This is a genomic window from Photobacterium sp. BZF1, from assembly GCF_014349205.1.
In the GTDB taxonomy this organism is placed as follows: domain Bacteria; phylum Pseudomonadota; class Gammaproteobacteria; order Enterobacterales; family Vibrionaceae; genus Photobacterium.
This window is the reverse complement of record NZ_JACSOF010000011.1, coordinates 1-19,737: the sequence shown is the minus strand read 5'-3', so window position 1 is coordinate 19,737 and position 19,737 is coordinate 1. Positions and strand designations below refer to the sequence as shown.

Annotated in this window: 23 protein-coding genes and 1 other RNA gene; 10 read left to right on the top strand and 14 right to left on the bottom strand. The window is 51.9% G+C overall.

Translation table 11 applies throughout. The annotated features are described in order from the left end of the window. Positions 1-131: 131 nt before the first annotated feature. The 5 genes from lepA to rpoE all read right to left on the bottom strand — a co-directional run bounded on the left by lepA (position 132) and on the right by rpoE (position 4,752). Positions 132-1,928 carry a translation elongation factor 4 gene (lepA, locus tag BIZ37_RS03830; RefSeq protein ID WP_107300917.1) on the bottom strand — a complete coding sequence of 599 codons (1,797 nt, stop codon included), beginning with the start codon at positions 1,926-1,928 and terminating at the stop codon, positions 132-134. Positions 1,929-2,007: 79 nt separating this feature from the next. Further along, entirely contained in the window at positions 2,008-2,505 is a 498-nt protein-coding gene (locus BIZ37_RS03825) for a SoxR reducing system RseC family protein (protein ID WP_107300916.1), read from the bottom strand. Further along, on the bottom strand, positions 2,502-3,476 hold the full coding sequence (rseB, locus tag BIZ37_RS03820) for a sigma-E factor regulatory protein RseB (protein WP_107300915.1): 975 nt from the start codon (positions 3,474-3,476) through the stop codon (positions 2,502-2,504). The genes BIZ37_RS03825 and rseB overlap by 4 nt, the downstream gene beginning before the upstream one ends. Positions 3,477-3,490: 14 nt before the next feature. Next, the gene (locus tag BIZ37_RS03815; RefSeq protein WP_187460386.1) at positions 3,491-4,150 is read right to left on the bottom strand and encodes an RseA family anti-sigma factor; all 660 of its coding nucleotides are present in this window, start codon (positions 4,148-4,150) and stop codon (positions 3,491-3,493) included. A gap of 23 nt (positions 4,151-4,173) precedes the next feature. Then, positions 4,174-4,752 carry an RNA polymerase sigma factor RpoE gene (gene rpoE, locus BIZ37_RS03810; protein ID WP_039465260.1) on the bottom strand — a complete coding sequence of 193 codons (579 nt, stop codon included), beginning with the start codon at positions 4,750-4,752 and terminating at the stop codon, positions 4,174-4,176. A 401-nt stretch (positions 4,753-5,153) separates the two neighbouring features. On the opposite strand from rpoE, the gene nadB reads away from it, so the two are divergent. Then, entirely contained in the window at positions 5,154-6,770 is a 1,617-nt protein-coding gene (gene nadB, locus BIZ37_RS03805; RefSeq protein ID WP_187460385.1) for an L-aspartate oxidase, read from the top strand. 60 nt (positions 6,771-6,830) lie between these two features. Here the strand turns inward: nadB and BIZ37_RS03800 are convergent, their stop codons facing one another. Both BIZ37_RS03800 and BIZ37_RS03795 read right to left on the bottom strand, forming a co-directional pair. After that, the gene (locus BIZ37_RS03800; RefSeq protein ID WP_187460384.1) at positions 6,831-7,259 is read right to left on the bottom strand and encodes a protein YgfX; all 429 of its coding nucleotides are present in this window, start codon (positions 7,257-7,259) and stop codon (positions 6,831-6,833) included. Further along, a complete protein-coding gene (locus BIZ37_RS03795) occupies positions 7,228-7,488 on the bottom strand; it encodes a succinate dehydrogenase assembly factor 2 (RefSeq protein WP_107300912.1) in 261 nt (86 codons plus the stop codon). Before BIZ37_RS03795 ends, BIZ37_RS03800 begins: the two co-directional genes overlap by 32 nt. Before the next feature lie 304 nt (positions 7,489-7,792). Here BIZ37_RS03795 and ygfZ point away from each other — a divergent pair, with 304 nt between their 5' ends. From ygfZ to BIZ37_RS03780, 3 genes are read left to right on the top strand one after another with little or no spacing between them, the layout of a single operon-like run. Next, a complete protein-coding gene (ygfZ, locus tag BIZ37_RS03790; RefSeq protein ID WP_187460383.1) occupies positions 7,793-8,773 on the top strand; it encodes a tRNA-modifying protein YgfZ in 981 nt (326 codons plus the stop codon). Positions 8,774-8,776: 3 nt separating this feature from the next. Next, on the top strand, positions 8,777-9,238 hold the full coding sequence (locus BIZ37_RS03785) for an aminoacyl-tRNA deacylase (RefSeq protein WP_187460382.1): 462 nt from the start codon (positions 8,777-8,779) through the stop codon (positions 9,236-9,238). 11 nt (positions 9,239-9,249) lie between these two features. Beyond that, complete coding sequence (locus BIZ37_RS03780) at positions 9,250-10,188, top strand: LysR substrate-binding domain-containing protein (protein WP_107300909.1); 939 nt, start codon at positions 9,250-9,252, stop codon at positions 10,186-10,188. A gap of 51 nt (positions 10,189-10,239) precedes the next feature. Here BIZ37_RS03780 and nqrM read toward each other — a convergent pair whose 3' ends face one another. The 3 genes from nqrM to BIZ37_RS03765 are packed head-to-tail and all read right to left on the bottom strand — an operon-like array spanning position 10,240 to position 11,215. Further along, complete coding sequence (gene nqrM / locus BIZ37_RS03775) at positions 10,240-10,437, bottom strand: (Na+)-NQR maturation NqrM (protein WP_107300908.1); 198 nt, start codon at positions 10,435-10,437, stop codon at positions 10,240-10,242. Next, entirely contained in the window at positions 10,434-10,910 is a 477-nt protein-coding gene (locus BIZ37_RS03770; RefSeq protein ID WP_187460381.1) for a NifB/NifX family molybdenum-iron cluster-binding protein, read from the bottom strand. Before BIZ37_RS03770 ends, nqrM begins: the two co-directional genes overlap by 4 nt. After that, positions 10,901-11,215, bottom strand: coding sequence for a DUF134 domain-containing protein (locus BIZ37_RS03765; RefSeq protein WP_187460380.1), 315 nt, complete (start codon positions 11,213-11,215; stop codon positions 10,901-10,903). Before BIZ37_RS03765 ends, BIZ37_RS03770 begins: the two co-directional genes overlap by 10 nt. Positions 11,216-11,678: 463 nt before the next feature. On the opposite strand from BIZ37_RS03765, the gene BIZ37_RS03760 reads away from it, so the two are divergent. Then, on the top strand, positions 11,679-11,879 hold the full coding sequence (locus BIZ37_RS03760; protein WP_107300926.1) for a DUF1107 domain-containing protein: 201 nt from the start codon (positions 11,679-11,681) through the stop codon (positions 11,877-11,879). A gap of 68 nt (positions 11,880-11,947) precedes the next feature. Here BIZ37_RS03760 and gcvH read toward each other — a convergent pair whose 3' ends face one another. The 4 genes from gcvH to BIZ37_RS03740 all read right to left on the bottom strand — a co-directional run bounded on the left by gcvH (position 11,948) and on the right by BIZ37_RS03740 (position 15,741). Then, positions 11,948-12,331, bottom strand: coding sequence for a glycine cleavage system protein GcvH (gene gcvH, locus BIZ37_RS03755; RefSeq protein ID WP_315902082.1), 384 nt, complete (start codon positions 12,329-12,331; stop codon positions 11,948-11,950). 356 nt (positions 12,332-12,687) lie between these two features. Further along, positions 12,688-13,896 carry an FAD-dependent 2-octaprenylphenol hydroxylase gene (locus BIZ37_RS03750; RefSeq protein ID WP_187460379.1) on the bottom strand — a complete coding sequence of 403 codons (1,209 nt, stop codon included), beginning with the start codon at positions 13,894-13,896 and terminating at the stop codon, positions 12,688-12,690. A 2-nt stretch (positions 13,897-13,898) separates the two neighbouring features. Beyond that, on the bottom strand, positions 13,899-15,086 hold the full coding sequence (gene ubiH / locus BIZ37_RS03745; protein ID WP_187460378.1) for a 2-octaprenyl-6-methoxyphenyl hydroxylase: 1,188 nt from the start codon (positions 15,084-15,086) through the stop codon (positions 13,899-13,901). A gap of 28 nt (positions 15,087-15,114) precedes the next feature. Next, on the bottom strand, positions 15,115-15,741 hold the full coding sequence (locus BIZ37_RS03740) for a UPF0149 family protein (protein WP_187460377.1): 627 nt from the start codon (positions 15,739-15,741) through the stop codon (positions 15,115-15,117). A 267-nt stretch (positions 15,742-16,008) separates the two neighbouring features. On the opposite strand from BIZ37_RS03740, the gene zapA reads away from it, so the two are divergent. The 5 genes from zapA (at position 16,009) to serA (ending at position 19,585) form a co-directional block, all read left to right on the top strand. Continuing rightward, positions 16,009-16,311, top strand: coding sequence for a cell division protein ZapA (zapA, locus tag BIZ37_RS03735; protein WP_107300902.1), 303 nt, complete (start codon positions 16,009-16,011; stop codon positions 16,309-16,311). Between the two features lie 7 nt (positions 16,312-16,318). After that, positions 16,319-16,500: non-coding RNA, 6S RNA (ssrS, locus tag BIZ37_RS03730), on the top strand. 84 nt (positions 16,501-16,584) lie between these two features. Next, positions 16,585-17,187 carry a 5-formyltetrahydrofolate cyclo-ligase gene (locus BIZ37_RS03725; protein ID WP_187460376.1) on the top strand — a complete coding sequence of 201 codons (603 nt, stop codon included), beginning with the start codon at positions 16,585-16,587 and terminating at the stop codon, positions 17,185-17,187. Between the two features lie 233 nt (positions 17,188-17,420). Next, positions 17,421-18,080 (top strand): ribose-5-phosphate isomerase RpiA, encoded by a 660-nt coding sequence (gene rpiA, locus BIZ37_RS03720; RefSeq protein ID WP_187460375.1) that lies wholly within the window; start codon positions 17,421-17,423, stop codon positions 18,078-18,080. 275 nt (positions 18,081-18,355) lie between these two features. Next, positions 18,356-19,585 (top strand): phosphoglycerate dehydrogenase, encoded by a 1,230-nt coding sequence (serA, locus tag BIZ37_RS03715; RefSeq protein ID WP_187460374.1) that lies wholly within the window; start codon positions 18,356-18,358, stop codon positions 19,583-19,585. Positions 19,586-19,737: the final 152 nt, after the last annotated feature.

Genomic DNA, 19,737 nt, shown 5'->3' with positions numbered 1-19,737 from the left:
GTATGCCGTTACAGCCCACTCGATATAACAATGCAGCAAGACGGGCCTGCTGCATTGATTTTGTTATCAATGTCTTTGCTAATGGTAGCAAGGTGAACACAAAAGCGTCCAGAGATAACAATAAGTTATAATTACTTGTCTTTACCTACGTGCAAGATAGCAAGGAAAGCTTCCTGTGGCAGTTCAACATTACCGATCTGCTTCATTCGCTTCTTACCTTCCTTCTGCTTCTGCAGGAGTTTCTTCTTACGGCTCACGTCACCACCGTAACACTTGGCGATAACGTTCTTACGCAACTGCTTCACCGTCGAACGCGCGATGATGTGGTTACCGATAGCCGCCTGGATGGCGATATCAAACATCTGGCGAGGAATGAATTCCTTCATCTTCTCAACCAGATCACGACCACGGTACTGGGCATTATCTTTGTGAGTGATAATCGCCAGCGCATCAACACGGTCGCCGTTAAGCAGGATATCAACACGCACCATGTCAGATTCTTCATAGCGCTGGAAGTTGTAATCCAGTGACGCGTAGCCACGAGACGTTGACTTCAGGCGGTCGAAGAAATCCAGAACAACTTCTGACATCGGGATATCGTATGTCAGAGCAACCTGGTTGCCGTGGTAAACCATATCCACCTGCATACCACGCTTCTCAACACATAGTGTGATCACGTTACCCAGGTATTCACTCGGTACCAGGATGTTACAGCGGGCGATAGGCTCACCGACAACTTCAATGTCATTCACAGCCGGTAGCTTAGACGGGCTATCAACGTAGATCTGGGTGCCATCGGTCTTCTTCACCTCGTACACTACTGTCGGTGCCGTGGTGATCAGATCCAGGTCGTATTCACGCTCCAAGCGCTCCTGGATGATTTCCATGTGTAGCATCCCCAGGAAGCCACAACGGAAACCGAAGCCCAGTGCTGCAGAGCTTTCTGGCTCGTAGAACAGCGAAGCATCATTCAGGCTCAGCTTGCCCAGTGCATCACGGAAGTTCTCGTAATCGTCAGAAGATACCGGGAATAGGCCAGCGTAAACCTGCGGCTTCACTTTCTGGAAACCTGGCAACGGTGTCTCACTGCCATGCTTGGCATGAGTCAAGGTATCACCGACTGGCGCACCAAGGATGTCCTTGATACCACAAACAACCCAACCTACCTCACCGGTACGCAGGATATCTGTATCAACCTGTTTCGGTGTGAAGATACCGATACGGTCTACACCCCAAACCTGGCCAGTACTCATAACCTTGATCTTGTCATTCTTCTTCAGTTGACCGTTTTTGATACGAACCAAAGAAACAACACCAAGGTAGTTATCGAACCAAGAGTCGATGATCAGTGCCTGAAGCGGTGCTTCAGGGTCGCCTTCCGGCGCAGGGATCGCAGTAACGATGTTCTCTAGAACATCCTCAACACCCAAACCGGTCTTCGCTGAACAGCGAGTTGCTTCCAGGGCGTCGATACCAACGATTTCTTCAATCTCTTCTGCTACGCGCTCAGGATCGGCTGCTGGTAGGTCAATCTTGTTCAAGATTGGCACTACTTCCAGATCCATTTCGATGGCGGTGTAACAGTTAGCCAATGTCTGGGCTTCTACCCCTTGGCCGGCATCAACTACCAGCAGCGCACCTTCACAGGCCGCCAGGGAGCGAGATACTTCGTATGAGAAGTCTACGTGTCCCGGGGTGTCGATAAAGTTAAGCTGATAGGTTTCACCATCTTTGGCTTTATAGTCGAGCGTCACGCTCTGAGCCTTGATGGTAATACCGCGTTCGCGTTCAAGATCCATGGAATCAAGAACCTGAGCAGCCATTTCACGATCGGAAAGGCCGCCACAGACTTGAATCAGACGGTCGGATAGGGTCGACTTACCATGGTCGATATGTGCAATAATCGAAAAGTTACGAATGTGCTTCATGAATTGGCGTGACTAACTCGTGATTAATAAATGAATGGGATCTACAGATCAAGTTGACGGATTCTACCGAATTTCGCCGCTAGTCGCTATCTTTCGATGCGCCATTTATCGCCAACTCTGCAGAAACCGGACTTCCCAGTACCCGAATAAGGTGAGGTTTGTAGGCTAAATCCCCTTCAACCCGCACCGCCAGACGCCTTGCCAGCCATAAACCAAAGGCTGCACAGCCAAGCGCAGTCAGGATCACTCCCAACTCTCCGCCACCAGCCAGCACCACAAACCACCACTGGCCCAGTGCTGCACCTAGCACTAAGCATAGCAAAGGCAGCACATAAACCAGTGCGGCGGAATGAAGCATACTGCGTTCGGACAAACCGATTTCGACCACATCACCGACCTTGGCCGGTTTATCGGTCGCTATTTTGAGTTGGTGCTGGCGTCCCGGCAATGCCTTGCTGACAATGCCGGTACCGCAGCTATCGCGGGAAGCACAGCTGCCGCAACTCGTTTGCTGCTGGCAGCTGACAGTGATCTCGCCGGGCTTGGCAGCAATCACTTCAGCGAGGGAGCGCATCATGGGGTTTGGCTCCCCGCCGCATCAAACACCACAGACTCCGCCACCCGGCGTGCTGTTGCTGGAGGGATGTCCCCAACCACCGTGACTTCTTTGTCGTTCATCAGATAGCTGTGCAGGGTACGGCGGCCTTGGCGCACCAATTGCTCCCTAACAGTAAAGTTATCTGCCGAAGAGATATAAATGGAGAAACTGAACAGGCCATCGCTGTACATTTTGCTCTCGACTGGGCGCTCGGTCATCATCAGCCGGTGACGGTTACGGGAAATCGACTCGAACCCTTGCGGCAGCCAGTTCACCTGCCAATCAAGTTCGGCCTGTGGCTGAGGAGGTAGTTGCACTACGGCGGGTAGCTCAACCGTTTTCAGGCTTTTCAGTACATCGGCCACTTTCGGGTTGATGACATACGATACCGCGCGGTACTGCTCCAGCGGCTCGCCGTCACGGTCCAGCAAGTCGGCACGCATCACCAATTTGCTGCGAGTATCAATCCACAACAGGTAGGAATAGCGGGCACCATCTTTAGGCGCAATCCGCACCACATCACAGGCTACGCCTGCCTCTCGGGCACGCCCCATCGAGATAAAGTCGTAGTAGCCAGCCAGCTCATTGATGTCGGTTTTCATGATCGGCGGCAAGGGCGCCACCATCTTGTTGCTGTCGATGGTGAACGGGTCCAACCCTGGTTCGAAGTAGCTAACTTCATCACCTCGCTGGATCACCTCACGGGGTGGGCCACTGAGGTAAACAAGGTGTGCATAGGTCTCGCCATCTTCCAGAGCATGGCGATAACGCAGGGGTTCGATACTGTTTTTCTTGATTAAGATATACGACAGCTCATAACTGAGCTTACGGCTAGCCTCGTCCATTTGATGCAACAAAGCCTCGGCAGAAGAAACTGGTTCTTCCGCAGAGGCTTGGCACGGCATCGCGAGGCTGACCAGTGTCAATACACCGACCAGGAGTCTCTTCATTTATCCGCCATCGATTAATTCACTTCGAGCATAGTACGGTCAATAGAACCGTCTTCCGCGTTGAGTCGAAGCTGTAATTCATAATCCTGTAGCATGGCATTGATGCGGCGACGTTGTTCCATCACCTGCTCTTCACTCGGTCCGGCATGGCGGTTCGAGCGAACAGAATCACGTGTCAAACTTACAGGTTCAGCAGTGCCCGCAAACGGAATAGTTTCTAAAACGGGTAGTTGTGCTTCCCCTGTCGACGTAGTCAAAGACTCTTCACCGCCGTTGTATTGTTGGACACCAACAATCACTGCCAGAGAAACACTTGCGGCAACCGCGACCTGTCCGAATTGGGTTAACCAAGCCGGCATTTTACGTTTGGCTTGCTGAGGTGTCGGCTGAGATTCCTCAACCCGCGCCTCACGCGCCGTGGCAATCGAGACCACAGAGGCAGGCTCTGCCTGTATCTGACCTGTATGAGCAGGTTCATCTTCCAGCGCCAGTGCTACCTTAGCCGCAATATCCCATTCCTTGTTTTGCGGTGCTTCCCCGCGCATCACATCACCAATAAGGTTGAAGTTCCGCCAGGTCTGCTGACTGTCTTCATCGACAGCCAATGCATTAATAATGCCCTGATCCAGCTCTTCGCCATCAAGCAATGACGAGATTTTTTCTTTATCAGCCATCTTTTTCACCGTTTGGCCCAACACTATCGCTGTGTAAGAGGTCGAATACGTTTTTCAACCGCCTCTCGCGCACGAAATATTCGGGAGCGAACTGTACCGACGGGACACCCCATGACCTCTGCAATTTCCTCATAGCTTAAGCCTTCCAGCTCGCGTAAGGTGATCGCAGTTTTGAGATCATCCGGTAATCCTTCAATGGTACTGAAAACTACCCGCCTTAATTCATCAGACAACATTTGGTTCTCAGGGTTCGAAATTTCTTTCAGTGCATTGCCACTTTCATAATATTCCGCATCCTCTGCATCCACATCGGAGGCAGGCGGACGGCGCCCCTGAGCCACTAAATAGTTTTTTGCTGTATTGACAGCAATACGATACAGCCATGTATAAAACGCACTCTCCCCCCGGAAGGTAGGCAAAGCCCGGTACGCCTTAATAAATGCTTCCTGAGCGACATCCGGCACATCACCAGAGTTGCTGACATATCTGGCAACCAGGTTGCACACTTTGTTCTGGTATTTCACTACCAGTAAGTTAAATGCCTGCTTGTCACCACGCTGTACCCGCTCAATTAATACCTGATCAGTTTGCTGCTCGCTCATTCGAGCGTGTACTCCTATATCAATTTCACCCGCACTTTTATCAGTTGTTCCGGCTAAAAACCAAAAAACAAACTCTTCTTGCTAGTACACCTTGTGCCAAACCCGCCTAGCTATGACGGGCATGCTCAATCAAAACAATATGATAAAAATGTATGAGCGTGAGCACTATTTAAGACCCGGGGTTACTGGCAAAGTTCCCGACGAAAACATAATTTCTCAATAATAGTGCGCGATTTTTCCATTGTATTAAAGCAGTATGACTGCTCGATGCACGCTTTGATAACGCTGATTTGTGCATTATATCGCTTATGAAGGGTGATTTGTGAACCATCCGTCAAAAATGAACAAAATGAGTGGAATTTGGTAAGATAGTGGGATTACCACAGGGATATGAAATCATTATGAACGAAAACCGTGAACATCAATGCGATGTACTTGTTGTTGGTAGTGGTGCAGCAGGACTGTCACTGGCCCTTCGACTGGCACCCATGGGTAAAGTGATCGTCCTGAGCAAGGGACCGCGTAGCGAAGGGGCAACCTTCTATGCCCAAGGCGGCATTGCCGCTGTCTTCGATGAGTCTGACAGTGTCGACTCCCACGTCGAGGACACCCAGATTGCCGGTGCACATTTATGTGACGAAGACGTAGTGCGCTTCATTGCCGAGAATGCCAAGCACTGTGTCCAATGGCTGATCGATGGCGGGGTCCCATTTGACCGCGAGGAAAGCGACAGCGATGATGCGCCGCGTTACCATTTGACCCGCGAAGGTGGGCACAGCCACCGCCGTATTCTTCACGCTGCCGATGCCACCGGAATGGCAGTACAGAATTCATTACAGGATAATGTTCACAACCACCCAAATATCGAGGTGCTGGAACGCCATAATGCCCTTGACCTGATCACCAGCCACAAACTGGGCCATACCGACCAGCCGAACCGGATACTGGGAGCCTATGTCTGGAACCGTAACCTCGAAGCGGTAGAGACGGTCAGAGCCAAGTTTGTCGTACTGGCAACCGGTGGGGCCTCTAAGGTCTACCAATATACTTCCAACCCGGATGTTTCATCTGGTGATGGCATCGCCATGGCCTGGCGTGCAGGTTGCCGTGTCGCCAACCTCGAATTCAACCAATTCCACCCTACTTGCCTGTTCCACCCAGACGCCCGTAACTTCCTGCTCACCGAAGCCCTGCGCGGTGAAGGCGCCTACCTGCGCCGCCCGGACGGTTCACGGTTTATGAAAGATTTCGATGAACGGGGCGAACTGGCTCCACGCGATGTGGTTGCCCGCGCCATCGACTTCGAAATGAAGCGCCTCGGTGCCGATTGCATGTACCTCGACATCAGCCATAAACCGGCCGAGTTCGTCACCAAGCACTTCCCGACTATTTACGAGAAGCTGCTTACCTTCAGTATTGATATCACCAAAGAGCCAATCCCTATTGTTCCTGCCGCCCACTACACCTGTGGCGGTGTTGTTGTCGACAAACAGGGCCAGACCGACCTTGATGGCCTATATGCTATCGGCGAAGTGAGCTATACCGGCCTACACGGCGCCAACCGTATGGCCTCCAACTCATTGCTGGAGTGTGTGGTCTATGCATGGTCAGCGGCTGAAAGCATTGCTGAAAAAATGGCAAGCGTCGAGTTGCCGCCTTCCCTGCCTTGCTGGGATGAAAGCCAGGTCAGCTGCTCTGATGAAGAAGTCGTGATCCAGCACAACTGGCACGAGCTGCGCCTTTTCATGTGGGACTACATGGGCATTGTCCGTACTACCAAGCGTCTTGAGCGAGCCATGCGCCGTATCCAACTACTCAAAGACGAAACCGACGAGTACTACAGCAACTTCAAAGTATCGAACAACCTGCTCGAGCTGCGTAACCTACTTCAGGTTGCCGAGCTGATGGTCCGTTGCGCCCTAGAGCGAAAAGAAAGCCTCGGCCTGCACTATACCCTCGATCACCCGGAAACGTCGGGCGAGGCCAAACCAACGGTATTGGTCCCAGAGCAGCTATAACAACCTAAGAGCAATTGCAGGAATAACGGGTAAAAAAGCGGGCGCACAAGCGCTCGTTTTTTATTCGGATATAGCCCGATAGTGATGGGAATATAGCGCCAGCGAACGATAGCCGGAGTGATTACAACTATCGGGGCAAATCGGTAACCACCTTCGGCCACCCTCCCCCTCAAGATGCCACAGTAAAATCTGGGAGGTACGAATTCGAACGGTACGTAAAGTCCAAACTTGGCCCTGCCAACGAATGTCCCCCGGCCCAGAAATCTGTAACCGTCCTACCAAATTGCAGACATCGACTAGACGTTTACCCCACTCATCTATCAACCACCAGGCGATGGTGAAAAAGGCCGGCAGAGGCAGTGTCTGGCGCAACACACAGAGCGCCAATAGAAGCAGCGCGCTGGCATATAACAATGCAAGCGCGCCGATTAATCGGTAGGAGGGTGTTAGGGTAAGATCAGCGAAGCTTGCTGTTGTTGTGGGCGACAATTTTATCGACCATAGCGGCATGAGCCGGGTTTTCACTGCGGCCGTGCTGCATCATCCAAGTAAACAGATCCGGATCATCACACTTCAGGAGGGAGACAAAATCCAGTTGCTCTTGCTCAGAGAGCGAATCGAAACACTCTTCGAAAAACGGCATGATAATGACATCCAACTCCAGCATACCGCGGCGGCATGCCCATTTAACCCGTGCTTTTTCGTCTGCACTCAACATTTTACAACCTCATTACTGATCCTGGGGCAGCCAGATAAAGGCATCAATAAACAACAATGGCCCCGGGCGTTAACAATGCCCACCATACTAGCAGCCTGTCTGGCCAGCGACCATGAGGTAGCACAAACATTGCCTCAAGTTGAGAGCTGGGATCGATTTTGCAAGGCTTGCCCTATTCAGCCAGTGCTGCCCGCAATATCTGACCCGCTTCCTTGGGTATTATGCTGACAAATTCCAGCAGGCGCTTTAACATAGAGAAAATTAATCGCACATCATCTTTCAACGTCTCTCAACTGGAAGTCTTATGAGCAACTGGTCTGAAAACCTCAACTTTGATCGTATCTCCCTATCTTCGGGCGATGCCCTGCCTTCACTCGCTCTTATTGAGCTCTCTAACTGGGCACTGGTAACCCTGATCGGTGATGACAAAAAATCATACCTGCACGGCCAGGTAACCTGTGATGTCGTCGGCCTTGCTGCTGACCAAAGCACATTGGCCGGCCACTGCGATGCCAAGGGCAAGCTTCGTACAGTATTCCGCCTATTCCACCATAATGATGGCTATGGTTTCCTCCAGCGCCGCAGCATCATGGACACCCAGTTACCTGAACTGAAAAAATACGCCATTTTCTCCAAGGTCGATATCGAGGCCAGCAACGATATCCTACTGGGTATTGCAGGTAGCGAAGCCGATACGCAGGTCGCGCAACTGTTTGGTGGTGAAGGCGATGTCCGTGCTATCGATGGCGGTACTGCAGTGAAGGTCGACAGCCAACGCTGGTTACTCGCACTCAATACCGAGGCTGCAGGCGTTATTGCCAACAAACTTGCTGATTCTGCTGTCCTTAGCGATGACAGTTTGTGGGATCTGTACGATATCCTTGCGGCGATCCCGCGCGTGGATACGGCAACCGAGCTCGAGTTCATCCCGCAGGCAGTGAACCTGCAGGCGCTGGACGGCATCAGCTTTACCAAAGGTTGCTACACCGGCCAGGAGACAGTAGCCCGTGCCAAGTACCGTGGTATCAACAAGCGTGCAATGTACATCGTCAGCGGACCTGCAGAAAACGGCCCGCAGGCAGGTGACAGCCTGGAGCGCAGCGTCGGCGAGAACTGGCGTAAAGGCGGTACCATTGTCGCCGGCTACCAGTTTAACGATGGCCAAGCTACCGCGTTGGTGGTTCTGCCAAACGATCTGGATGAAGGCACGACTTTCCGCCTAGCCGGCACCGAAGGTGTATGGCAACAGCAAGCCTTGCCATACTCACTGGATGACAGCCAATAAGCTATGAATACCCCGGTTACCCATTACCTGGATAAAGAAGGCGTGGAATACCGCCTTCTTCCCCATAGCCAGCCCGCTAAAACCATTGAGGAAGCAGCCCGCGAACGCGGGGTTGACCCACAGCAGATGGTCAAGTCTATCCTGCTGCGGGATATGGGAGGGTTCCATGTGCTGGCCTGTGTACCAGGCCCGGCCCAAGTTGATCCAAAAAAAGTACGCGCCATGTTCGGCTGCCGCCGGATGACCTGCGCTGATGCCAGCGACGTCGAGAAAGTCACCGGCTTGGTGATAGGCACCGTTGCCCCTATTGGGCTCAAGCGCCCATTGCCCGTTATTTTTGATCACCAAATCACCGCCCATACCCTGGTCAATATCAGCAGTGGCGATCGTATGGCGGGCGTCGAGCTAGCTATCGATGATCTGCTGGTACTGTGTGATCCGCTGTTTGCTGATATCTGTCGTTAAACTGGAGAGGCATGAACAATATCAATTGGCGAGGCATTGACCTCAATCTGCTGGTCGCTTTCTCGGCGCTGATGGAAACCCGAAGTGTCACCAAGGCCGCCGCCAAATTGTCTATCGGCCAGTCGGCCATGAGCCACAATTTATCACGGCTGCGTGCCCTACTTGATGACCCTTTGTTCGAGCGCCGCGGCCACCAGATGATCGCCACCGAAAAAGCCATCGAACTCACCCCGGTTGTTGAGCATATCTTGCAACTGGTCACCAGCGAGATCCTACAGCCGGACAAATTCTCTGCTGACGAGTATCAGGGCACCTTCCGGATAGGCCTGACCGACTATGCCGAACTCTTGTTTGCCCCTGCACTGTTCGATGCGATCCGCCAGGCTGCCCCGCACAGCCAACTCAGCTTCTGCAATGTCGATCGCAACAACTACCAGCAGGCTACCGAGAGCCAGAAAATCGATCTGATCATCGGCTCAATGACCAACCTGCCCCATGAATTCGACAGCCAATACCTGTACACCGAAGATCATGTTTGCCTGTTCGACGCCAAGGCAACGGGCCTAACTTCACCCATTGATCTGGCGCGCTATATCCAGACGCCACAAGCCTTGGTGTCCCCTGACGGCAAACTGCAGACCAATGTCGATAGCCAGTTACAGCAACAAGGGTTCCAGCGCCAGATTGCGGTGGGCTCCAGCAGTTTCCTAACCATCCGCCACCTATTGAGCGGACGGGATCTGTTATGCGTTGTTTCTACCCTGATGGCCAAGCTCGATGTCTTCCATGATAACCTGAGCCAGTGCCGCCCCCCTGTTGATATCCCTGACTTTGATATCAATATGCTGTGGCTGCGCCGTAACACCAACCACCCCCGCCTAGAGTGGCTACGCCAGTGTGTGGGGGATGCGGTTACCCAGCGGGTCGAAGAGCTACGCAAAGCCAGTTAACGTTCACAAAAAAAGCGCAGATCACTCTGCGCTTTTTCATCCCATCGTCGGTCACTTTTTCGACTCTGGCTCACTGATTTGGTAGAGCTTATGTTCGTCACACGGCTCCTTACAGCCGCATTCCTTGTCAACCCCGACATTAGCAAGGCCGCCACAGCTCCCCTGGATCGCTTTCTTGCGAAAAACCCAGCCAATCGCCATCGCACCAATGACCAGTAGAAAAATCAGCACCGTCAACAAATAGGTCATAGCTTGAAACCTCCAATCTTGGTCAGTCCCTGCAAGTTGGTATTACCGCTGACTGTCATTCCTATTTTAGCGGGTTTCACGGCTTTCTTGCTGCCGCAGCCACAACCGCAGGCACCTTTCTCTCTTTTGCAAGGCCGTCCCTGATCCGCTGATAGCAGTGGCTCACGGTAGGCTTTCCCGACAAGGACATCTTGAAGCGGTGTCCTATTGGGTACCCGGAATACCTCAAATCCAGCCCCTAGCAAACGAGCTAGCGAGCGCTGGCCAGCATTACCAAGCAATATTGTTTTTACATTGTGCGCAGCCAGTTGGGCCTGAAGCTGCTTTTTATGCTTGCAGCTTACCGCTTTGCGTCCCTGGTTAACTAACTCGGCGATCTGCTGCCCTTGATCGTCAAAAACAACAAAGCTGGCGGCTTTTCCGAAATGCCCCGCAACTTCATGGTTGGGGGTGACAGCAATGGCTACTGACATGATGGCTCCTTTTCATTATCTGACTGGACCTGAGTATCCAGCTCTAGCGCCATCCCCTTAACCAGAGCGGTTGCTACTTTGTGCCTTGCCAATGACACGATATTGCCCAACGTCTGGCGGGAAACCCCAAGCTCACGGGCAGCGTCTTGCTGGCTGAGGCCATTAAGGTCAACTAACCGCAATGCTTCGAGCTCATCGGCGGCCAATGGCAGAGCTTCTAGCGCTGACATCGGCACCCCATTGGGCTTAAAACAGCTGTAAGCTGGCCGGCATCTGATCCGGCGCTGGATTTTCGGTCTAGGCATAGCTCACTAATAAGTTGATGGCTAAAAAACGTTATTATTGGCATATGCCAATAATAATCTTTGATCCAAAGCAGCTTTCTTGCTGATCAGTCCAGTTATCACAATCAGCATTTTCCTCTATGTGGCACGAAGCAATACATTTTACCGCTTGTAATTTAGATGCTTTTTTCATCACTTGAATCGATGTATTTTTGCTCATTCAGCCAGGCAATAATTCTAAGTCTCTAAAAGTACTAAACTAAATGAATAACATGCACCCAAGCGTGAATAATTTCCTGGCTCAATCACTTAATTCTCAATGTAAAATAAAAGAATAAAAACCCAACCAAGCCACGTCAGAAAAAAGAAATATCAAACAGAGGGTTATTTAACATCCCTATTATGCTGAAGACGTCACAAAAGCAGCATGCGCATTGTTTTATAATTCACACCGTCAGAAACAACAAGGAAAGGTTGGCTAACTATGCGGATGTTCAAACGCTACGTGCCCAAGATGATCGCCAAGCACGTAAGTCGTTTATTCAGTGGAAGGATCTACATTGACGGTCGGGGCGGCTATGAGTTCAACAACGGTCAGTTGCTAGTACCAGTGAAGGCACAGCAACGGCATTACCAAACGGTAAGTGAAATCAATCAGGAAATTCGCCGCCTCAAGGACTGCTAATCTCGCAAGCAAAAGAAAAGCCCATCAAGGGCTTTTCTTTTATCTACCAGCCAATAAAACGTTATCAACTAATCATCTTCATCGACCAGATCCGTGTAGCTATCGGCATCGAGCAAATCGGCAAATTCCCCTTCGTCTTCCACCTTGAGCTGGAACAACCAGCCATCACCGTAGGGATCACTATTAACTAGCTCTGGCGAGCCTTCTAAGTCTTCATTGATAGCAATCACAAAGCCCGATAATGGTGCGTAGATATCCGAAGCCGCCTTGACCGATTCAGCAACCGCGCAGTCTTCACCTGCTTCAGTCGCCGCATCAATTTCCGGCAAATCAACAAACACCATATCACCCAATAACGACTGGGCATGATCAGTCAGCCCAACGGTAAAGACCCCGTCACCTTCGGGGCGGACCCATTCATGGGTATTGGTATATCTCAACTCAGAGGGAATATCGCTCATAGTAAACTTCCTTATGAAAGCCTGCCTATCGCCACTCTCAATATGGGCCAGCAGTATCAGTGATCGCACGGGAGAGCAAAAGCGAGTATTTGTTGTGGCTAACAAGCTGAAAAATAATGCCTGGGCCGGTTACTGCCAGCTCTGTTTTTTCCTGATATTTAATGTAGGAGAAAATAACTAAATTGGATAACAATTTTTTGTCATTTCCCTAAACGAAAGTACAGAGACAAAATTAAGGTTCTGTTTTGAAAGCCTTAATGGGCTTAGCAGACAATATAGCAATAGCAGGCACAAAAAAACCGCCTGACGACGGTTTTCATTTCTAGCCTGCTAGCAGATCACCATGGTCAGTAGCGAGCCAACTCCGGCAGCTCACCGCTTAACCCCAAGGCACGGCGCATAAACTCATCCTTCAAGCCCGGCGCTTTGTCGGCAATCAGCATTCCCAGGTCTCGCACCAACTTTTTCGCTGGGTGGCGACCATCAAACAAGTCCCTGAAACCTTGCATCGCCGCAATCATTTTAGCCGCCTCCGCTTTACGCCAGCGCTCGTAATGGCGCAGGTGCCCATGGCGGCCAATATCTTTCTCAGCCAGCCACAGTTGCTTTAGCTCCTGGGCCAAGCTCGCCGCATCCAACAAGCCAAGGTTTACCCCCTGACCTGCCAGCGGATGGATAGTATGCGCTGCATCACCAACAAGTGCCACACGCTCGCGGACAAAGTCACGGGCATAACGCATCTTGAGCGGGAAGGCCCGGCGCTCTCCCTCGACCTTGCAAAGGCCAAGGCGATTGTCGAATGCTGTGGTCAGACGCTTGTTGAATTCCTGCTCGGGCAATTCGCACATGCGACTGGCTTCTTCCGGCGGCAGTGACCATACAATAGAGCACAGGTCCGGCTCAGCCAGAGGCAAGAAGGCCAACGGCCCTTCCGGACGGAAAACCTGACGGGCGGTATCTTGGTGTGCTTCGCTACAGCGAATATTGGCCACCAAAGCACTATGGCCATAATCCCAATGGGTCAGGGGAATATCCAACTGCTGGCGAACCCAAGAGTTAGCACCATCAGCCCCTACCACCAGCTTAGCCGTGAGGTTTTTGCCCGACTCAAGGCTCAACCATGCTTCGCTCTCGCCAAAGGCAATACTCTGGCAACGCTCCGGCGCCAACAGGGTTACGTTAGGCAGTTGCTTGACACAATCCATCAATGACAGCTGGATCACCCGGTTTTCAACGATATGGCCCAAATCAGGCTGAGCCAACCGCGCTGCATCAAAGGCAATATTTGCAAAGCTATCCTGCTCCCAGACCTGCATCTTGCTATATGGCGCCATCCGCCGGGCAGCAATCCCTTCCCAAGCGCCAACACGACGTAGGATTCGCTCACTGGCACGGCTCAACGCCGATACGCGGACATCTGGAAGCTGTGCCAACTCAGGTTCAGGCAACTTGCCTTCGATTACCGCCACCCGCAGTTCGGTATCTGCCAAGGCTGCCGCGAGAGTAAGACCGACCATACCGCCGCCGATAATAGCGACATCAACACTTTGCATCATGATTATCTATCTACCTGTCCCATCGCCCGCCTAACCAGCGGGGCTTTCAATACATCAACACAGTCCATCGCCATTAGGCCAAGGTTACGACCGGCAACAAAAGGCATGCTGTCGTTGGCGAACACACCAACCAGCGCAGCAGTCATTCCCACCGTTGCCTCACGATCCGGCTCTCTGCGCTGGCGATAACGACTCAGGGCCGGGGTATGCCCGGCATCACCTGATAGTGCCCACTCCTTGCAGACTTCCTCGGCTAGGCTCATCACATCACGTAAACCAAGGTTAAAGCCTTGGCCGGCAATCGGGTGCAGGGTCTGCGCTGCATTGCCAACCACTGCAACCCGATGCGAGGTCAAACGTTGGGACTGGCGCAACAAGAGCGGGTAGGCATGACGCACACCGGTTTGACTCAAGCGGCCCAACCGCCAACCAAATGCCTGCTGCAAATTTGCAAGGAACTCAGCGTCGCTCCAGCCCATCACTTCATCTTGCACGTCCGGGCGGATGCACCACACCAAGGAGCTCCGCCCCTCAGACATTGGCAGCAAGGCCACCGGCCCATGCGGGGTAAAACGCTCAAATGCCCTTCCTTGATGTGCCTCATCAGTGCTGACATTGGCAATTACCGCCACTTGGTCGAAATCGTGCTCACTGCGGCCTAACCCCAGCATGTCACAGACTGAAGACAAAGCACCGTCTGCTGCCACTACCAAGCGGCTCTGCAATTGCTCACCATTGTCCAGCACCAAGTCCACACCGTTCTGGTAGCGCTCGATCTCGGCGATCCTCGAAGGGCATAGCAGATCAACCTGATCAAGCTTTGCCAGATTTTGATGGAAAATCCGGCCAGCATCCGCCAGCTCAACCACATACCCCAAGGCATCAACAGCCTGCTCACGGGCATCGAGATGGACCATCCCCGCATGGCCGCGATCGGAAACATGGATCTGGGAAATAGCCGTCGCTACAGCTGATAATGCCTGCCAGCAGCCTATACTATCCAGCAACTGAGCCGAGCCTAGTGACAAGGCGATACTGCGTGCATCATAGCCAGGGTGGTGATCCAGCTTCGGCTCCACCGCTTCTACAACAGCAATCTTGAGCTTGCTGCCACCGAGTTTATCCAATGCTATTGCCAAGGTTGCACCGGCCATTGCACCGCCGGCTATCACGACATCGTACTGCTTCACATCCGTCCCTTAACTGTCAATCCTGCACTTAGTGAAGAGTTGGCTTGTCTGCTGCTTCATCTTCAACATCACCGCGCTGGCTCAGGCCAACCAAACACGTCAGCACGCATTCCGGCACATAAGCCACCACATTGTCGAACAGCATTGCCTGCTCTTGCATATCTTCATCTTCGTCGATACCCAACTGGGCAATCTCTTCCAAGGCAGCAACGGCTTCCGTCAAATCATCAGACAATTGCTTCTTGTCCATGCCCATCAGACCAAGGCCAGAGATAAAATTGGTCACCCACTCGCTCAGGGCCTCTGCGCGGAGCATCAGTTCACTCCCCTCAGCAGGCAACAGCACCTCCACATCAAACTCCATCTCGGCCAACTCTGCTGCAGTCGAAGTAAACAAAGTCTGGGTCAAACCGCCCAACTCGGCCGACGCGGCATCGAATACCGAGCGAACCACCATTTTTGCGCCATCGGTCAGCGCATCACCTTGGTTGGCATAGTCGCTAACCGGTGCCAGCCATTGCTCTCCGTCAACAGCCATACCACCACAAATCATCCCGCAGAGAAGGCCATGCAACTCCGACGGGGTCACGGCCAAGCCTTGCTCTTTCAGCATTGGCTCCAGGGTTTCGTAGGCTGGAAGTTTTACGTCGCTCATGGGCTGTTCACCTTATTGTCGTGGGTGTAAATCGTCTTTGTGGTATGCTACCACTTAACCAAAAGATCAGTCACTCGGCATTTATAGAGTCTGAGGCTGATGTTTGCCTCAATCTGGTTAATATCTGATTAATTAGACAGATTTAGGTCTAAAGCATGACGGGCCCGCTTGCATGTTGATAGGGCTTTTTCTATATTGGGCACTCCTAGTGCGTATCGCAGCGGAATGCCAAATTGGACGATCTGGCACGGAGCAGATTAAACATTTATGAGTAACCAGGCAGTAGAAATTCAGGTATATGGCCGCACCTTCAAGGTGAATTGCCCAGCAGGCCAGGAAGACGCCCTGCGTGCAGCAGCCGCCGATTTTGATCAGCGCTTGAAAGATCTTTCCGAACGGACCAAGATCACCAACGCCGAACAACTGCTAATGTTTACCGGTTTGAACATTTGTAACGAGTTGCATAGCGAACGCCAAGAACAACAACGCAATGCTGAAAAACTATCCAATAGAATCAATGAGATGGAAGATTTATTGGAGAAAGCATTGCAATATCAGCCAAAGCGTTGATAATGAATTGACCCTGGGGTGTGCGTCAGCGGATTAACGTCCCCGAGCCGATAAGCAAAAACCCAGGATCAGCTTTGATTAGCTATTGAGCATGCTCGGCCCGTACCGAGAAGCCTACGGTTAATGTTGCTGATCCACCTTGAACATCTGGTTCAAGGGCCACAATTCGCAACGGCACCTTGGGGCATACCTTTTCAGATGAGCCAGCAGCACTATCCATGCTGAGAGCCATCAACCTTCTTTCCCACAGAACCTTTTGTCACTGGACGACCTATGAGATCTGCGGTTCCTGCATCAGCCACTCGGCAACAACTTCGCAAACAAACACGAGAGCGCAGGCGCCAGCTAACCCCTGCCCAGCAGACATTAGCAGCCCAGGATTTACTCGAGCATTGCAAGCAGGCCACCAGCCTCCTTGATGCCCAGCACATTGCCTTATACCTTGCCAATGACGGCGAATTAAATACGATGCCGATTATCGAGTGGTTGTGGCAGCAAGGCAAAGATGTCTACCTGCCGGTCCTGCACCCGTTTTGCAAAGGGCACCTGCTGTTCCTCCACTACACACCTACAACGCGCATGACGACCAACCGTTATGGTATCCAAGAGCCTGCACTGGACATCCGGCTTGTAAAACCTGTCCCAGAGCTAGATGTTATCTGTACCCCCTTGGTCGCGTTTGACAATACCGGCCAGCGCCTTGGTATGGGAGGCGGCTATTACGATCGCACCCTTAGCCTGTGGCATAACGAACAACGCGGCCCGCGCCCGGTCGGCCTGGCCCATGATTGCCAACAAGTCGACAGCCTGCCTTTCGAGGCTTGGGATGTACCGCTACCAGAAATCATCACCCCGTCATACCACTTCCATTGGTAAGTACCCGCTAACCTTATAGGCCAAGCCAATATATCGGTTGATTATCCACCGACCGACGCAAACGTTTGGTTTTTCTGTGCCACATCGCACCACTTAACCCTATGTTATTAATAGAATTGTCTTTTTTCTCCAACTAAGGTTGCGGTTATCGAGCCAGATAGGGACTGACGCCAGACAGTGATTTGGCTATAATCAGCGCTCCGCGCAACGTTTGTCATCACTAGGAGATAAGCATGACACAAGATGAAATGAAAAAAGCTGCTGGCTGGGCTGCTCTAGAATACGTTAAGAAAGGCAGCATTGTCGGTGTCGGTACTGGCTCGACGGTTAATCACTTCATCGATGCTTTGGCTACCCGCAAAGAAGAAATCAAAGGTGCAGTATCAAGCTCTGTCGCTTCAACCGAGCGCCTTGAGAAAATCGGTATCCCAGTATTTGATGCCAACGAAGTGTCTAGCCTTGATATTTATGTTGACGGCGCAGACGAAATCAACGGCGAATACGACATGATCAAAGGCGGTGGCGCAGCCCTGACCCGCGAAAAGATTGTTGCAGCAATTGCCAAGCAATTTATCTGTATCGTCGATGACACCAAGCAGGTAGATGTACTAGGTAAATTCCCATTGCCAGTAGAAGTTATCCCAATGGCTCGCTCTTACATTGGCCGTGAGCTGGTGAAACTAGGTGGTGATCCGGAATACCGCGAAGGCTGTGTGACTGACAACGGCAACGTGATCCTTGATGTCCACAACATGGCAATCACCGATCCAAAAGCAATGGAAGACAAAATCAACGCCCTGCCAGGCGTGGTGACCGTTGGCCTATTTGCCCACCGTGGTGCTGACGTACTGCTTGTTGGTAGCCCTGACGGCGTGAAAAAATTCGAAAAGTAATCGCCTAGCCCCTTTTTTGCCTTGGTATACAAGGCAAAAGGCGCTTTATGCGTTACCCACTTTCAAAACGGCATAATATATGCCGTTTTTTATTATCAATCCTGTAATATTCTTACCCATTCTGGTCATTTTTTGGTAACTTAACTGTCAGCATGTAAGCAATACGAATGTGGTGCTCATGGACAGCCCGTACACAGGAAATCTATTCCTTCCTTTTCCTGCCAATGCCCGGCTCCCATGAGCCCCTCAGCCCCCAGCGTTAAGGATGAGTATCAATGGCTAAAGTTTCACTGGAAAAAGACAAAATAAAGATCCTGCTGTTAGAAGGTGTCCACCCTTCTGCAATCGAGGTGCTACAGCAGGCGGGCTACAGCAACATCGAATACCACAAAGGCTCCCTATCCGGTGACGAACTGCTCTCCGCCATTGAAGACGCCCATTTCGTTGGCATCCGCTCCCGTACCCAACTAACTGAAGAAGTCTTCAGCGCAGCGCAAAAGCTGATTGCCGTCGGCTGTTTCTGTATCGGTACTAACCAGGTTGACTTGGATGCTGCTGCCAAGCGCGGTATCCCAGTGTTCAATGCCCCGTTCTCCAATACCCGAAGCGTGGCTGAGCTGGTTCTGGGGGAAATCCTGCTGTTATTGCGTGGTATCCCTGAGAAAAATGCCAAGGCGCACCGTGGCGAATGGTTCAAATCTGCCGATCACTCTTTCGAAGCCCGTGGCAAGCGCTTGGGCATCATTGGTTACGGCCACATCGGTACCCAACTAGGTATCCTGGCTGAAAACCTTGGTATGAAAGTGTACTTCTACGACATCGAAAACAAACTGTCACTGGGCAATGCCACCCAAGTACCATCCATGACCGAGCTACTTAACAAGTGTGATGTGATCAGCCTGCACGTACCGGAAACGCCAGAGACCCAGGACATGATGGGTGCTGAAGAGTTTGCCCGTATGAAGCCTGGCTCTATCTTCATCAATGCCGCCCGCGGTACCGTAGTGGATATTGACTCCCTGTGCAGTGCACTGGAAAGCAACCATATTGCCGGCGCCGCTGTCGACGTGTTCCCGGTTGAACCTAAAACCAACAGCGACCTGTTCGAAAGCCCGTTGACAAAATACGACAACGTGCTGCTGACGCCGCATATCGGTGGTTCGACCCAAGAAGCCCAGGCCAACATTGGTGTGGAAGTGGCAGGTAAGATGGCGAAATACTCAGACAACGGTTCTACCCTGTCAGCTGTTGGCTTCCCGGAAGTTTCGCTGCCAGAGCACAAAGACTGCTCGCGCTTGCTGCACATTCACGAAAACCGCCCGGGTATCCTTAACCAAATCACCACTATCTTTGCCTCGGAAGGGATCAACATTGCAGCACAGTACCTGCAAACCGGCCCGGAAATCGGCTACGTAGTTATCGACGTTGAGACCGAGCGCTCAGAGCATGCCCTCACCAAGCTCAAAGCTATCGACGGCACGATCCGCGCCCGTATCCTGCACTAAGCAAGAACAACGCCCTATACGACAAAGGAGAGCGAATGCTCTCCTTTGGTTTTTGGGTCCTGGGTCCTGGGTCCTGGGTCCTGGGTCCTGGGTTGATATGACCCCCGTAAAGTAGACACGGGGGTTAATTTCTCAGTTCGTACATCATGGGA

Bases quoted from the DNA above. Each gene is read 5' to 3' on its own strand.
- lepA (WP_107300917.1), bottom strand. From the start codon at position 1,928: ATGAAGCACATTCGTAACTTTTCGATTATTGCACATATCGACCATGGT.
- BIZ37_RS03825 (WP_107300916.1), bottom strand. From the start codon at position 2,505: ATGATGCGCTCCCTCGCTGAAGTGATTGCTGCCAAGCCCGGCGAGATC.
- rseB (WP_107300915.1), bottom strand. From the start codon at position 3,476: ATGAAGAGACTCCTGGTCGGTGTATTGACACTGGTCAGCCTCGCGATG.
- BIZ37_RS03815 (WP_187460386.1), bottom strand. From the start codon at position 4,150: ATGGCTGATAAAGAAAAAATCTCGTCATTGCTTGATGGCGAAGAGCTG.
- rpoE (WP_039465260.1), bottom strand. From the start codon at position 4,752: ATGAGCGAGCAGCAAACTGATCAGGTATTAATTGAGCGGGTACAGCGT.
- nadB (WP_187460385.1), top strand. From the start codon at position 5,154: ATGAACGAAAACCGTGAACATCAATGCGATGTACTTGTTGTTGGTAGT.
- BIZ37_RS03795 (WP_107300912.1), bottom strand. From the start codon at position 7,488: ATGTTGAGTGCAGACGAAAAAGCACGGGTTAAATGGGCATGCCGCCGC.
- ygfZ (WP_187460383.1), top strand. From the start codon at position 7,793: ATGAGCAACTGGTCTGAAAACCTCAACTTTGATCGTATCTCCCTATCT.
- BIZ37_RS03785 (WP_187460382.1), top strand. From the start codon at position 8,777: ATGAATACCCCGGTTACCCATTACCTGGATAAAGAAGGCGTGGAATAC.
- BIZ37_RS03780 (WP_107300909.1), top strand. From the start codon at position 9,250: ATGAACAATATCAATTGGCGAGGCATTGACCTCAATCTGCTGGTCGCT.
- nqrM (WP_107300908.1), bottom strand. From the start codon at position 10,437: ATGACCTATTTGTTGACGGTGCTGATTTTTCTACTGGTCATTGGTGCG.
- BIZ37_RS03770 (WP_187460381.1), bottom strand. From the start codon at position 10,910: ATGTCAGTAGCCATTGCTGTCACCCCCAACCATGAAGTTGCGGGGCAT.
- BIZ37_RS03765 (WP_187460380.1), bottom strand. From the start codon at position 11,215: ATGCCTAGACCGAAAATCCAGCGCCGGATCAGATGCCGGCCAGCTTAC.
- BIZ37_RS03760 (WP_107300926.1), top strand. From the start codon at position 11,679: ATGCGGATGTTCAAACGCTACGTGCCCAAGATGATCGCCAAGCACGTA.
- BIZ37_RS03750 (WP_187460379.1), bottom strand. From the start codon at position 13,896: ATGATGCAAAGTGTTGATGTCGCTATTATCGGCGGCGGTATGGTCGGT.
- BIZ37_RS03740 (WP_187460377.1), bottom strand. From the start codon at position 15,741: ATGAGCGACGTAAAACTTCCAGCCTACGAAACCCTGGAGCCAATGCTG.
- zapA (WP_107300902.1), top strand. From the start codon at position 16,009: ATGAGTAACCAGGCAGTAGAAATTCAGGTATATGGCCGCACCTTCAAG.
- BIZ37_RS03725 (WP_187460376.1), top strand. From the start codon at position 16,585: ATGAGATCTGCGGTTCCTGCATCAGCCACTCGGCAACAACTTCGCAAA.
- rpiA (WP_187460375.1), top strand. From the start codon at position 17,421: ATGACACAAGATGAAATGAAAAAAGCTGCTGGCTGGGCTGCTCTAGAA.
- serA (WP_187460374.1), top strand. From the start codon at position 18,356: ATGGCTAAAGTTTCACTGGAAAAAGACAAAATAAAGATCCTGCTGTTA.